Raw genomic sequence first — 13,336 nt, 5'->3', positions numbered from 1 at the left:
CCCGATGAAGATCGGGCTCATCGTCGGCGTGCTGATCGCCGCGGTCTTCGCCGCGGTGGTCACCACGAGCACGGTCACCAAGGTGGTGACCGACCATGTGGAGGCGCAGTCGGGCGGGGTCGTCAAGACCTCCTGCGACGCGTCGATCGGGCCGACCCTGCCGGGGCAGACCGATCGCGGCTCTTCGGACATCAACAAGCTGGACGAAGAGCAGAAGGGGATCGTCGCGCTGATCATCTCGATCGGCAAGCAGCGGTCGCTGTCCCCGCGCGCGTGGCAGGTGGCGATCCAGGCCGGGATGACCGAGTCCAAGCTGCGGAACCTGACCTACGGCGACCGCGACTCGCTCGGCATCTTCCAGATGCGGCCGTCGATGGGCTGGGGCACCGTCGCCCAGGTCACCGACCCGCCGTACCAGGTCAACAAGTTCTACGACGTGCTGCTCGCGGTGCCGGACTGGGAGAACATGCGGCCCGGCGACGCCGCGCAGCGCGTCGAGCGCTCCGGTTTCCCCGACCGGTACCACAACTGGGAGCCGATGGCCGCCCTCCTCGTGCAGAACGAGGGCCAGATCGTCGACGTCGTCGGCTGCGGCACGAGCGTCGGCAGCGTCGTACCGCCGAGCCAGGCGGCCGCGCAGGCCATCAAGTTCGCGCTCGCCGAGCAGGGGAAGCCGTACGTCTGGGGCGCCACCGGCCCGAACAGCTACGACTGTTCCGGGCTGATGCTGCGGGCCTACGAGTCGGCCGGGATCATCCTGCCGCGGGTTTCCCGCGACCAGTACAAGGCGGGCGCGATGCTGCCGGTGCGGCAGGCGCAGCCGGGTGACCTGCTGTTCCTCGCCACCGTGCCGTCGAACCCGGCGACCATCCACCACGTGATGATGTACCTGGGCGACGGCAAGATCGTCGAAGCGCAGCAGACCGGCGTGCCGGTGCACATCCGCGACTTCTCCTTCGACGAGGCCGAAGTGGTCGCGCAGGCGGTCCGTCCTGGCGTTTAGCATGGTGAGCGCGTGGTATCGCGATCGCGGGACCATCGGATTCACCCGAAGTGGCGGCCTGTCCACCGGCACGCGGCCGCACACTGGCAGAGGATGAAGAACGTGGCACGGAAATTCGGAAGGCGAGGCAAGCCCGCGGCGGGAGGCGGCCCGGAGGTCGATCCTCGCGATCTTTTCGGTACAGCCCAGCCCGCACGGCAGGCGGCGCGGCCGGCGTCGAGCACGCCGCTGGCCGACCAGCTGAACCAGGGCTGGCCGGGTGTCGATCCCGGCTACGTCGTGTTGCCGCGTTCGCTGGCCGAGGGGATGTCGCTGCCCTGGCAGCAGCAGATGGCCGCCCTGCTGGCCCAGTTCCACCAGGAGAACGCCCGGCTCGCCTGGCCGATCTACCGGGTGGTCCCGTCGCGCTACGAAAAGCTCGTCGATCTCGACGAGGAGCAGCTGGCGGAGGCCGGCTACCTGGTCGAGATGGACACCGAAGGCGAGATGATCTACCGCGAGCGCAGCGGCCGGAAGGTCGAGGATCCCGCGAACACGACGGTGCTCGTCTCGTGCCTCGACCCGATTCCGAAGCCTGCGCAGCGTCAGGCGCCCCCGCCGCCTTCGCAGGCCGCGCCGCCCGCGACCGGGCAGCCGCCTCGCGCTCCGGCTCCGATGAACATCGGGCCCGCGCCGGTGTGGCGTACGGTCGCGCCGCCTCCGGGGCCGCCCACGCCGCCGTTGCCAGGCAATCAGGGAGCGCCCGCGCCGCAGGCACCGGCTCCGCAGGCTCCCGCGCCTCAAGCACCTGCGCCTCAAGCACCGGCCCAGCAGCCTGCCGTGCTCCAAGCACCCGCGCCTCAGGCGCCGTCGGCCCAACCGCCGTTACCTCAGCCCACCCGGACACAGCCGCCGCCCGGAAACCACACGCCGCCGCCGGTGAGCGCGCCTCCTGCCACTCCGGAAGCCCCGTCCGCCGCCGCGCCCTCGCAAGCCGAGCCGGAGCCGCCCGTGACGCCGCCGTCGTCCGCGATGCCCCCGGCTCCTCCGTTGACGCAGCCGGTGTCGCCTCCGCCGGGAATCCCCGTGGCGCCCGAACCGGCGACCCCGCCGCGCGGCGTCCAGATGCACCGGGGCTGGTTCGACGAACTCGGCGAGAACGTGCCGGAAAGCTCGAAGGTCGACCCGCCCGAGGGCGGTGAGTTCGGCCCGACCGGCGATCCCACGGAGATCCCCTACCGCTATCGCAAGTGATGACAGGACGTCCGGGTGATGTCAGGCTTGACCTATGTCGAGCGACCCGAACCCGGATCAGGGCTGGTACTTCAACACCAAGACGAACCAGGTCGAGCACCTGGAACGTGGCCGGAGCATCGACCTCCTGGGCCCGTATCCGGACGAGGCGACGGCCCGGCGCGCCCTGGAGATCGCCAAGGAACGCACGAGGCAGGCCGACGCCGAAGACGCCAAGTGGAACGGCGACTGACCCTCTCGCAACCCGCACGCCCGATCCTGGCAGGAAGCGAGGTCCTGAAGGGCACCTTCGAGACGATCAACGTCCCCAAGGTGCCCTTCAGGACACGCCGATCACGTCCACCGGAGCCGTCGAAGCTCAGGCGTCCTGCCGGGCCAGCGCCGGCCCGAGCACGAACTCCGGGTCCACCTGCGCGGTGAGGTCTTCCCCGGCCCGCCCGCTGCCCCACGCCCGCGCGTTGCGGAGGTGGAACTCGACGCCCTGCCGCTGGTAGCGCGCCCAGTCGCGCTGCTCGCCGTCGACGGTCGCGAGCATCGAGCCCAGCGTCGCGAGGTTGTGCGCCTCGAGTTCGCCGATCGGCCGCGCGCGGCCGCGTTCGGCGGCGCGGACGTGCCGCGAGTTCTCCATCCAGCCCAGCAGGGCGTCGCCGACCTCTTCGCGCAGGAACTCGATGTCCTCGTCCTCGGTGACCTTGTTGCCCACGACGACCAGCCGCACCCCGAAGTCGCGCGCGTAGTCGGCGTACTGCCGGTACACGCCGACGCTGCGCACGGTCGGCTCGCACACCAGGAACGTCACGTCGAACCGCGTGAACAGCCCGGACGCGAACGCGTCGGCGCCGGCGGTCATGTCCATGACCACGTATTCGCCCGCGTCGTCGATCATGTGGTTCAGCAGCAGCTCCGCCGCTCCGACCTTCGAGTGGTAGCAGGCGACGCCCAGATCGTCCTCGTCGAACTGCCCGGTGACGCCGAGCCGCACACCGCCGAACTCGCGGAAGCAAGCCTCGAAGATCGGGTTGTCCTCGAACGGCCGGACCAGCCGCGACCCACGCCCCGGCGGCGTCGTCTTGATCATCGAGGCGGCGTCCGCGATCCGCGGGTTGTCGCCGCGCAGGTACTCCTTGATCAGGCCCATGTTGTCGCCCAGCGTCGGCCACGCGATGGCCTCTTCCTCACTCGCGCCGAGCGCGACGGCGAGGTGCTGGTTGATGTCCGCGTCGATCGCCAGAACCGGTTTCCCGCCGCCGGCCAGGTACGCGGTGAACAGCGACGCCAGCGTGGTCTTCCCGCTGCCGCCCTTCCCGACGAACGCGATCTTCACGCCACGGCCCTTCCTGTCGTTTTGAAAAGGGTATCGGTTTTCATTTCGGCCTGTAACGTACACCCGACCGGCCCGCACCCGAACGGGCGATCAACGGCGCCGGATCGGGATAGGGTTGGGTGGTGCCTCCACTCGTGATCAGGACACACGCGGCAGGAGGGGACTTCGGTCACCTTCGGGCCGAGTTCTCGCTGCCGGAGTCGTTCGGGCCCGACGTGCTCGCCGAGGCGGAGGCGGCGGTCGTCGATCCCCTCGAGTCGGCGGGGGAGCGCGAGGACGCCACCGGTCTGCCTTTCGTCACCATCGATCCGCCCGGCGCCAAGGACCTCGACCAGGCGGTGCTGGTCGAACGCGCCGAGGGCGGCGGGTTCCGGGTCCACTACGCGATCGCCGATCTGGCCGCGTTCATCCCGCCGGGTGGCGCGCTCGACAAGGAGGCGCGCCGCCGCGGGCAGACGCTCTACCTGCCCGACGGGAACGTCCCGCTTCATCCGCCGGTGTTGTCCGAGGGCGCGGCGAGCCTGCTGCCGGGGGAGACCCGGCCTGCCGTCCTGTGGACCATCGACGTCGACGCGAACGGCGAGCCCACGGCGACCAACGTCCGCCGCGCGCTGGTCCGGTCCACCGAACAGTTCGACTACGAGACCGTCCAGGCGGCTATCGACGCGGGCGACCCGCATCCCTCGGTCGCCGCGCTGCCGGAGCTGGGCCGTCTGCGCCGCGAGCTCGCGATCCGGCGCGGAGCGGTGGAGCTGCAGCTGCCGGAGCAGGAGATCAGCGGCGATCCCGACGGTGGCTGGGCGCTGATCCAGCGGCCGCGCAACGACGTCGACGCCTGGAACGCCGAGATCTCGCTGCTCACCGGCATGGCCGCGGCCAAGATCATGATCGGCGCCGGGGTCGGGGTCCTGCGCACGCTGCCCCAGCCCGACGCCGAAGCGGTCGAATGGCTGCGCCGGTCCGCGCAGGCGCTGAACATCGACTGGCCCGAGGGCAAGAGCGTGTCGGAGTTCCTGGCCGCGCTCGACCCCGGTCAGCCCGCGTCCATGGCGCTTTTCGCCGACACCACCAGGCTTCTGCGCGGCGCCGGGTACACCGCGTTCGACGGCGAACTGCCCGCGTTGACCACACACGCCGGGATCGGCGGCGCGTATGCCCACGTCACCGCGCCGATCCGGCGGCTGGTCGACCGGTTCGCCACCGAGATCTGTCTCGCCGTGAGCGCGGGCCGCGAAGTGCCCGAGTGGGTCCGCGCGGCGCTCGCGGAGGTGCCGGAGCAGATGACCGCGTCCGATACGCTGGCCGCGAAGGTCGAACGCGCCTGCATCGACCAGGTCGAGGCCTGGGTCATGGCCGAGCACATCGGCGAGGAGTTCGACGCGATCGTGCTGCGGGCCGACGACGCCAAATCGGAGATCCTGATCGAAAATCCGCCGGTGATGGGCAAATGCGCGGGCGAGAAGCCGCCGGAAGGCGAGCGGATCCGCGTCCGGCTCACGGCGGTGGACGTCGACAAGCGGAAACTGTCCTTCGAGCGCGCATGATCGACGATCTCGGCGAAGTCGTCCCACTGCGCGAACCGGCGTCGCGGGTGGTGTCGCTCGTGCCGTCGCTGACCGAGGCCGTCGAGGTGAGCGCGCCGGGAAGGCTCGCGGGCGCCACGGACTACTGCACCCATCCGGTGGAGCTGGACGTCCCGAGGGTGGGTGGCTCGAAGTACCCGAACGTGGACAAGGTGCTGGAACTCGAGCCGGATCTGGTGCTGGCCAACTCCGAGGAGAACCGGCCGGAGGACGTCGAACGCTTACGTGCCAACGGGATCCCGGTCTGGGTGATGGAGGCGTCGGCGACCGTGCCCGGCGCGCTCGCGTCGATCCGGCGGATCCTGACCCAAGCCTACGACCTCGCCGAACCGGATTGGCTGGTCGAGGCGGAGGAGATCTGGCGGGAGACGCTGCCGGAGCGGTTCCGCGCGGTCGTGCCGGTCTGGCGGAAGCCGTGGATCGTGCTCGGCAGGGACACCTTCGGCGGCGACGTCCTGCATCGCGTCGGGATCGGCAACGTCTACGCGGACCACGAAGAGCGCTACCCACGTCCGAAACTCGACGAGCTCCAAGCGCGCTTCGCGGCCGGAGACGCGAACCTACTGGTGCTGCCCGACGAGCCTTACGAGTTCACCGCGGACGACGGTCCTGAAGCGTTCCCCGGCGCGAAGCACGTCTTGGTCTCCGGGCGCTACCTGACCTGGTACGGCCCTTCGCTCGTTGAAGCGCACTCCCACCTCACGCATTTAGTCCTCTGAATGCGGTAGAGCGCATCCAGAGGACTAAATGCGGTCGTCAGAGGGTGAGACCGGTCAGGACGGTGACGCGTTCCTCGGTGAAGTCCGCCATCGCCGACGCGGGGCCCTCGCGGCCGACGCCGGAGTCCTTCACGCCGCCGTAGGGCATCTGGTCGGCCCGGAAGCTCGGCACGTCGCCGACGAGCACGCCGCCGACACGCAGTTTCGCGGACACGTCGAACGCCGTCGGCAGGTCGCGCGTGAACACGCCCGCCTGAAGGCCGAAGCGCGAGTCGTTGATCCGGCGCACCCCGTCCTCCACCGAGTCCACGCGCGTGATCGAGACGACCGGCCCGAAGACCTCGTCGGCCATCACCGACGCGTCCTCCGGGACGTTCGCGAGCACCGTCGGCTCGACGGTCGCGCCGTCGCGCTTTCCGCCGGTCAGCAGTTCGCCGCCCGCTTCGACGGCCGCCGTGATCCACGATTCCACCCGGGAGGCGGCGTCGGTGTTGATCAGCGGGCCGACGTCGACGCCGTCCGTCCGCGGATTGCCGGTCCCGAGCGCGCGCACCTGCTCCAGCACCTTCGCCCGAAGCTCGTCGTAGACGTCGGCGTGCGCGTAGACGCGCTGCACCGAAATGCACGACTGGCCGGCCTGGTACATCGCGAACGTCGCGATCCGCTGCGCCGCGAAGTCCAGATCCGTCCAATCAGGACAGACGAGCACCGCCGCGTTGCCGCCGAGTTCGAGCGCGACGTGCTTGCGCGGCACGCTGTCCCGGATGCCCCAGCCCACCGGAACGGAACCGGTGAACGACACGACCGGCAGCCGCGGATCGGCAACCAGCCTGGCCGATTCCTCGTTGCTCACCGGGAGGATCGACCAGCTTCCGGCGGGCAGATCGGTCTCGGCGAGGATCTCGCCGAGCAGCAGCGCGGTCAGCGGCGTCGCGGGCGCGGGCTTGAGCACGATCGGCGCGCCCACCGCGATCGCCGGCGCGACCTTGTGCGCCACCAGGTTCAGCGGGAAGTTGAACGGCGTGATGCCCAGCACCGGGCCCTTCGGCACGCGGCGGACCAGCGCGAGCCGCCCGGTGCCGCCCGGGTCGGTGTCGAGGCGCTGCAGGTCACCGGAGAACCGGCGGGCCTCTTCAGCGGCCCAGCGGAACGTCGACGCCGCGCGCCCGACCTCGCCGCGCGCCCACTTCAGCGGCTTGCCCGACTCGGCGGTGATCAGCTGCGCGAGCTCTTCGGACCGCTCACCCAAAACTCGGGACACGTGGTCCAACGCGCCCGCCCGGACGTGCGCGGGCAGCGTCGCGAACTCGTCTTGGACGTCGTGCGCCGCCTGCACGGCGGTCTCGATGTCCGAAGTGGACGGAACGTGGTGTGAGCCCGCCTCGCTTCCGTCGAAGGAGTGACGGACGACGACGGTCTCGTCGCTGGTGACCGGCTTTCCGGCTACCCAGAAGGGGAAGGTGGTCACTTGGAGGCCTCCGTACGGACAGCGTGCTCCAGGACCGACAGGCCCTCTTCGAGCAGTTCGGCGGACAGGGACAGTGGCGGCAGCAGGCGGACGACGTTGCCGTAGGTGCCGCAGGTGAGGACGACGACACCCGCCTGGTGGCAGGCCTGCGCGACCCGCTTGGTCAGGTCGGCGTCGGGTTCGGTGGTGCCCGGCTTGACGAACTCGGCGGCCAGCATCGCGCCGCGGCCGCGGACGTCGCCGATCACGCCGGTCTCCTCGGCCAGCGCCCGCAGACGCGGCAGCACCGCGTTCTCGATGCGCTTCGCCGACGCCGCGAGGTTCTCCTGGCGCATGACCTCGATCGAGCCGAGGGCCGCGGCGCACGCGATCGGGTTGCCGCCGTAGGTGCCGCCGAGCCCGCCCGGCGGGACGGCGTCGAGCAGTTCCGCGCGGCCGGTGACGGCGGCGAGCGGCAGGCCGCCCGCGATGCCCTTGGCGGTGGCGATCAGGTCGGGCACGACATCCTCGTGCGTGGACGCGAACCACTCACCGGTGCGGCAGAAGCCGGTCTGCACCTCGTCGGCGACGAACACGACGCCGTTTTCGGTGCACCAGCGGGAAAGCGCGGGCAGGAAACCGGCAGCGGGCTCGATGAAGCCGCCCTCACCCTGCACCGGCTCCAGCACGATGGCCGCGACCTGGTCGCCGCCGATCTGCTTCTCGATGCGGTCGATGGCGATCCGCGCCGCCTCGGGGCCGGACATGCCGTCGCGGTACGGGTACGAGCCGGGTACGCGGTAGACCTCGGGCGCGAACGGGCCGAAACCGTGCTTGTAGGGAATGGACTTCGCGGTCAGCGCCATCGTCAGGTTGGTGCGGCCGTGGTAGGCGTGGTCGAACACGACGACCGCCTGGCGGCCGGTCGCGGCGCGGGCGATCTTCACCGCGTTCTCGACGGCTTCGGCGCCGGAGTTGAACAGCACCGAACGCTTCTCGTGGGTGCCCGGCGTCAGCTTGTCGAGTGCTTCGCACACCTCGACGTATCCCTCGTACGGCGTGACCATGAAACACGTATGCGTGAACCGGCCCACCTGCTCACGGACGCGGTCCACGACGGCGGGGGCGGCGTGGCCGACGTTGGTCACCGCGATGCCGGAACCGAAGTCGATCAGGACGTTGCCGTCGGCGTCGGTGAGCAGGCCGCCTTCGGCCGAGGTGACGTAGACCGGCAGCACCGAACTCACGCCCGCGGCGACGACGGCGGCGCGTCGCTCCTGCAGGGCGCGCGAGGCGGGGCCGGGGATCTCGGTGCGCAGCCTGCGCTGGGTTTCGGTGGTGACGGTCACGGCCAGACTCCTGCGGACGCGAGGGACGGGGTCGCCCTCCAGAATGGGAGCCCGCCCGGCCCGCGTCAGCTCGACATCTTGTCGATATCGAGGCGTAGAGTTGGACAACATGGCACTGACCCTCGCCGCTCTCGTGGCTGAACGTCCACTCGGCCTGCGGGTGCGCGCGGCCGAGGCGGGGCTCGGCCGCGCGATCGGCTGGGTGCACCCCACCGAACTGACCGATCCGCAGGCCTTCCTCGAAGGCGGCGAACTGCTGCTGACCACCGGCCTCGCCCTCGACGAGACCACCTCGCCCGAATACATCCGGCGGCTCGTCGACGCTGGCGTGGCGGGTCTCGGCTTCGGGGTCGGGCTCAGCCACGAGAGCATTCCTCAGTCGCTTGTGGACACCGCGGAAGAGGTCGGGCTTCCGGTGCTCGAAGTGCCGAGGAAGACGCCGTTCATCGCGATCACGCGGGCGGTGTCCCGCGCGGTCGCCGCCGACGAATACGCCTCGCTCGTGCGCACCGGCAAGGGACAGCAGGAACTGACCAGGACCGCCGTCGGCAAGGGCGGCCCCGGCGGCGTGGTGCGCAAACTCGCGAAGCTGGTCGACGGCTGGGCGCTCCTGCTCGACTCGTCCGGTGCGGTCACCGAGGCTTCGCCCTCTGCGCGGCCCTTCGCCGACGAACTCCAGAACGACTTCGCGCGGCTGCGCGCGGGCACGCTGGTGACGGTGGCGGGGGAGTACGAGGTCGTCCTGCAGACGCTCGACACTCGGGCGCGTGGCGTGCTCGCCGTCGGCACCCGTGAGCCGCTCGACGCCGCGGGGCAGCACATCGTCAATACCGCGGTGTCGCTGCTTTCCCTTGCCCTGGAGCAGAACCGTGAGCACAGCGGAGCCTTGCGGCGGTTGCGGTCGGGACTGTGCGACCTGCTCGCCGCGGGGCAGGCCGAACTCGCCACGCGCACGATGAAGTCACTCTGGGGCGTTGTCCCGGAAGCGCCGTGGTCCGTGCTGGCCGTCGCAGGCCCCGCGGGTGCGCGCCGCTCGCTCGCCGACGCGCTCGACGCCGAGACTTCCGGAGACAAGGTGTTCTTCGGCGAGTCCGGAACGTTCGTGATCGCGCTCGGCGACGTGGAGACCGTCGCCCGGCAGGCTTCCCGGATCGGCGGGCTGCACGCCGGGCTGTCCGATCCGGTGTCCACAGTGGACTTCCCGGCGGGGCTCCGGCAGGCGAAACAGGCGGCGGAAGCGGCGAAGGCCGAGCGTTCGCCATTGGTCCGGTTCGCCGAGCACGCCAGGCGCGGCTTCCTGGAGATGGTCGATTCCCAAGCGGCACAAGCATTTTCGGACAGCCTGCTGGCTCCGCTGCGGCACCATGACGAGACCGGCCGTGGCGAGCTCGTCGCGTCGCTGACCTGCTGGCTCGAACACCACGGTCACTGGGATCTGGCGTCCGCGCGGCTCGGCGTCCACCGGCACACCTTGCGCAACCGCATGCGCAAGGTCGCCGAACTGACCGGCCGTGATCTCGATTCCCCCGGGGTGCGCGCCGAATTCTGGCTCGCGTTGCAGGTCAGCGCTCGGACCTGACCAGGGCGATCGGCGAGTCTCCGCAGCGTCGCAGGTGCGTGCCGGTCTCCGTCGTGACCGGCTCCGCACCGGCGGACCACCACGCCGGGACGTCGACGTCGCGGACCAGCGATCCGGTCGCCTGGCGCGCGTTGTTCGACACGATCACGCGGCCCTGCGCGTTGACCAGTGCCGCGCGGCCGCCGAGCGCGCGCAGTTTCAGCTGCAGCAGGCGCTCGACCTCGCGCACGTAGATGTCCGCGCCGACGACCCCCGCGAACTCTCCGTCGCGCTGGACCGGGACGGTGAAGGTCAGCGTGTACTCGTCGGTGCAGAGGTAGTCGACGTACGGGCCGTTGATATGGCGGCGGCCGGTGTCACGCGGGACGGTGAACCACGATTGCCTGGTGTAGTCCAGGAAGTTCTCGCTGCCCGGATCGAGGCTGATGACCAGTTGCGCCGGCTCGGCGTCCCCGGTCTCGGTCCACCATTCGAAGCCGAATTCCTGATCGGCCAGCGCGTTCGGCGCGCTGATGAATCCGGCGCCGACGACCAGGCCGCCGAGGACGTCGAAGACCTGCGGCCGGAGGCGGGTCAGGTCTTCGGCGGTGGCATCGGTGGAGGCGGCCAGGAGCCCCTCGGCGCCGGCCAGTAGCGGCTTCAGCCGGCCGAAGACGTCCTCGACCAGGGCGGATACCTGTTCCACGACCTCGGAACCGGCGGACGGTGTGTCGTTCACGATGCTCACCTCGGATGCGCGGATGCCGCAGCTTAAGGGGCCAGAAGGTCTAAATGCACGTCCGCCAGCCGGTCTATCGCTTCGAGGATGTGCTCCTCTGTGAGCTTCCTGGCCAGCTCGCCGTCTCCCTGCGCGATGGCGGCGGCGATCGCGCGGTGTTCGGCGTAGGCGTTCTCGCGGGTGCCGTGCGGCTCGAGCGGCAACCACAGCAAACCGCCTCGTTCGCTCTGCAACTGCACTTCTTCCCTGGTCAGCCGTGGCGATTGGGCCGCCGCGGCGACTTCGAGATGGAACTGGCGCTCGGCGCGCGACGCCTCCGCGCCGGTGGCCGTGCGAATGTCCTCGGTCGCCAGTTCGAGCCGCTCGACGTCCTCGGGCGAACTCCGCTCGGCGGCGAGCTTGGCCGCGGCGCCCGCGATGGCGAGGTAGTGATCGCCGACGTCGCGAAGCTCGGACAGCGAAACCGTGCGAAGGCGCTCTCGCCACGAAGCGGCCGAAGGGTTGGCAGGCGTCTTCACGAAGCTTCCGCCGCCTCGGCCGCGTCGCGTCTCGACAAGGCCCTGCTGTCGCAAGGCCACGAGCGCTTCGCGCACCGTCACGGTGGAGACGCCGAACTGGGCGGCCAGCTCGGCTTCGCTCGGCAGCTGCTCCGAGTCGGCCAGCAGCCCGAGAGTGATGGCGTCGACCAGCCGCGCGGTGACCGCTTCCGCCCGGCCGATCTGGTCGAGCGGAGCGAACATCGCTGATCGCGCGCTGTGCGACATCCCCTTACGCATGGTGGCCCTTCGCCCGTACCGCTACCCGATGGAGGCAATCTTGCCCCATCGTCTTGTCATTTAACATCTGGACTTATATGTTTTAGCTCCCTCGCCGCCCCAAAAGGGAGCAAGGGACCTTTGCTATCGCCTCACGCCCCCAGGCCCAGTAGCCAGGAGCTCTCGTGCAGCAGTTGAAGCACTTCATCGGCGGTGAGTACATCGGATCCGCGTCGGGCCAGGTCGCCGACGTCGTCGATCCCGTCACCGGCCGCCCGTACCGCACCGCCGCCGTCGCCGGCCCCGAAGACGTCGACCGCGCGCTCCAGGTCGCGGCCGCCGCCTTCGAAACCTGGCGCGACACCACGCCCGCGCAGCGCCAGCTCGCGCTGCTGAAGATCGCGGACGCCGTCGAAGCCCGCGCGGAAGAGATCGTGCTCGTCGAATCGGCGGACACCGGCAAGCCGGTCGCGCTCACCGCGGCCGAAGAACTGCCGGCGATGGTCGACCAGTTGCGGTTCTTCGCGGGGGCCGCGCGTGTCCTCGAAGGACGGTCGGCGGGCGAGTACATGGAAGGGCATACCTCTTTCGTCCGCCGAGAACCGATCGGCGTGTGCGCGCAGGTTACGCCGTGGAACTATCCGCTCCTCATGGCGGTCTGGAAGATCGCGCCCGCCCTCGCCGCGGGGAACACCGTGGTGCTCAAACCGGCCGACACGACGCCCGCGTCGACCCTGCTCTTCGCCGAGATCTGCGCCGAATTCCTGCCGCCAGGCGTGCTCAACGTGATCTGCGGCGACCGCGACACCGGGCGCGCGCTCGTCGAGCACGAGATCCCCGCGATGGTGTCCATCACCGGCTCCGTGCGCGCTGGGATCGAGGTCGCCGCGTCGGCCGCGAAGGACGTGAAGCGCGTACACCTGGAGCTCGGCGGTAAAGCGCCCGTACTGGTCTTCGCGGACGCCGACATCGAAGCGGCCGCTGAGGGCATCGCCGCCGCCGGGTACTTCAACGCGGGCCAGGACTGTACGGCGGCTACGCGGGTCCTTGTCGCCGACGAAGTCCACGACACCTTCGTCGCCGCCCTCACCCGGCAGGCGCGGGCGACCTCCACCGGCAAGCCCGACGACACGTCGGTCACCTACGGCCCCCTCAACAACGCCGCGCAACTCGAACGGGTCGCCGGGTTCGTCGACCGGCTGCCCGAGCACGCGATAGTCCACTGTGGAGGGAAGCGGCAGGGCGACGAGGGGTACTTCTATGAACCGACGGTGATCTCCGGCGTCCGGCAGGACGACGAGATCAGCCAGACGGAGATCTTCGGCCCGGTCATCACCGTGCAGCGCTTCGAGACCGAGGCCGAAGCGCTCGCCGCGGCCAACGGCGTCGAGTACGCGCTCGCGTCGTCGGTGTGGACCACCGACCACCAGCGGGCGATGCGCCTGGCCCGAAAGCTCGACTTCGGCTGCGTGTGGATCAACACGCATATCCCGCTGGTCGCCGAGATGCCGCACGGCGGCTTCAAGAAGTCCGGCTATGGCAAGGACCTCTCGCTGTACGGCCTCGAGGACTACACCCGCGTCAAGCACGTGATGAGTGCGCTGTGACGACCACCGAAAGGCACGC

12 protein-coding genes are annotated in these 13,336 nt (G+C 70.2%); 7 read left to right on the top strand and 5 right to left on the bottom strand.

Annotation, left to right across the window (positions count from 1 at the left end; all coding sequences use genetic code 11):
* Positions 1 to 4 precede the first annotated feature (4 nt).
* From ACXIZN_RS27315 to ACXIZN_RS27305, 3 genes are all read left to right on the top strand, one after another.
* The gene (locus ACXIZN_RS27315) at positions 5 to 1,003 is read left to right on the top strand and encodes a C40 family peptidase (protein WP_378445187.1); all 999 of its coding nucleotides are present in this window, start codon (positions 5 to 7) and stop codon (positions 1,001 to 1,003) included.
* A gap of 102 nt (positions 1,004 to 1,105) precedes the next feature.
* On the top strand, positions 1,106 to 2,236 hold the full coding sequence (locus tag ACXIZN_RS27310) for a hypothetical protein (protein WP_457957780.1): 1,131 nt from the start codon (positions 1,106 to 1,108) through the stop codon (positions 2,234 to 2,236).
* 34 nt (positions 2,237 to 2,270) lie between these two features.
* Positions 2,271 to 2,468, top strand: coding sequence for a hypothetical protein (locus ACXIZN_RS27305; protein ID WP_016331585.1), 198 nt, complete (start codon positions 2,271 to 2,273; stop codon positions 2,466 to 2,468).
* 126 nt (positions 2,469 to 2,594) lie between these two features.
* Here the strand turns inward: ACXIZN_RS27305 and ACXIZN_RS27300 are convergent, their stop codons facing one another.
* Positions 2,595 to 3,560 carry an ATP-binding protein gene (locus ACXIZN_RS27300; RefSeq protein ID WP_457957778.1) on the bottom strand — a complete coding sequence of 322 codons (966 nt, stop codon included), beginning with the start codon at positions 3,558 to 3,560 and terminating at the stop codon, positions 2,595 to 2,597.
* A gap of 134 nt (positions 3,561 to 3,694) precedes the next feature.
* On the opposite strand from ACXIZN_RS27300, the gene ACXIZN_RS27295 reads away from it, so the two are divergent.
* Both ACXIZN_RS27295 and ACXIZN_RS27290 read left to right on the top strand, forming a co-directional pair.
* A complete protein-coding gene (locus ACXIZN_RS27295; RefSeq protein WP_457960605.1) occupies positions 3,695 to 5,104 on the top strand; it encodes an RNB domain-containing ribonuclease in 1,410 nt (469 codons plus the stop codon).
* Complete coding sequence (locus ACXIZN_RS27290) at positions 5,101 to 5,862, top strand: helical backbone metal receptor (protein ID WP_457957776.1); 762 nt, start codon at positions 5,101 to 5,103, stop codon at positions 5,860 to 5,862. Before ACXIZN_RS27295 ends, ACXIZN_RS27290 begins: the two co-directional genes overlap by 4 nt.
* Positions 5,863 to 5,899: 37 nt before the next feature.
* On the opposite strand, the gene ACXIZN_RS27285 is transcribed toward ACXIZN_RS27290, so the two are convergent.
* Both ACXIZN_RS27285 and gabT read right to left on the bottom strand, forming a co-directional pair.
* A complete protein-coding gene (locus ACXIZN_RS27285) occupies positions 5,900 to 7,330 on the bottom strand; it encodes an aldehyde dehydrogenase family protein (RefSeq protein WP_457957774.1) in 1,431 nt (476 codons plus the stop codon).
* Positions 7,327 to 8,658, bottom strand: coding sequence for a 4-aminobutyrate--2-oxoglutarate transaminase (gene gabT / locus ACXIZN_RS27280; protein ID WP_457957772.1), 1,332 nt, complete (start codon positions 8,656 to 8,658; stop codon positions 7,327 to 7,329). Before gabT ends, ACXIZN_RS27285 begins: the two co-directional genes overlap by 4 nt.
* Positions 8,659 to 8,767: 109 nt before the next feature.
* On the opposite strand from gabT, the gene ACXIZN_RS27275 reads away from it, so the two are divergent.
* Positions 8,768 to 10,237, top strand: a complete 1,470-nt coding sequence (locus tag ACXIZN_RS27275; RefSeq protein ID WP_457957770.1) for a PucR family transcriptional regulator — start codon at positions 8,768 to 8,770, stop codon at positions 10,235 to 10,237.
* Here ACXIZN_RS27275 and ACXIZN_RS27270 read toward each other — a convergent pair.
* Both ACXIZN_RS27270 and ACXIZN_RS27265 read right to left on the bottom strand, forming a co-directional pair.
* On the bottom strand, positions 10,221 to 10,955 hold the full coding sequence (locus ACXIZN_RS27270) for a cache domain-containing protein (protein WP_457957769.1): 735 nt from the start codon (positions 10,953 to 10,955) through the stop codon (positions 10,221 to 10,223). The two genes, ACXIZN_RS27275 and ACXIZN_RS27270, sit on opposite strands and share 17 nt — an antisense overlap.
* Positions 10,956 to 10,987: 32 nt before the next feature.
* Complete coding sequence (locus ACXIZN_RS27265) at positions 10,988 to 11,731, bottom strand: FadR/GntR family transcriptional regulator (RefSeq protein ID WP_457957768.1); 744 nt, start codon at positions 11,729 to 11,731, stop codon at positions 10,988 to 10,990.
* Positions 11,732 to 11,895: 164 nt separating this feature from the next.
* Here ACXIZN_RS27265 and ACXIZN_RS27260 point away from each other — a divergent pair, with 164 nt between their 5' ends.
* Positions 11,896 to 13,317 (top strand): gamma-aminobutyraldehyde dehydrogenase, encoded by a 1,422-nt coding sequence (locus tag ACXIZN_RS27260; RefSeq protein ID WP_457957766.1) that lies wholly within the window; start codon positions 11,896 to 11,898, stop codon positions 13,315 to 13,317.
* The last annotated feature ends 19 nt before the right edge of the window (positions 13,318 to 13,336 follow it).

The organism is Amycolatopsis sp. TRM77291 (genome assembly GCF_054166285.1).
The sequence above is the reverse complement of the archived record's forward strand: the minus strand, read 5'-3'. Positions and strand labels throughout refer to the sequence as shown.

Excerpts from the sequence above, each read along its gene's own strand:
- ACXIZN_RS27290 (WP_457957776.1), top strand. The coding sequence starts at position 5,101 with ATGATCGACGATCTCGGCGAAGTCGTCCCACTGCGCGAACCGGCGTCG.
- ACXIZN_RS27265 (WP_457957768.1), bottom strand. The coding sequence starts at position 11,731 with ATGCGTAAGGGGATGTCGCACAGCGCGCGATCAGCGATGTTCGCTCCG.
- ACXIZN_RS27315 (WP_378445187.1), top strand. The coding sequence starts at position 5 with ATGAAGATCGGGCTCATCGTCGGCGTGCTGATCGCCGCGGTCTTCGCC.
- ACXIZN_RS27275 (WP_457957770.1), top strand. The coding sequence starts at position 8,768 with ATGGCACTGACCCTCGCCGCTCTCGTGGCTGAACGTCCACTCGGCCTG.
- ACXIZN_RS27305 (WP_016331585.1), top strand. The coding sequence starts at position 2,271 with ATGTCGAGCGACCCGAACCCGGATCAGGGCTGGTACTTCAACACCAAG.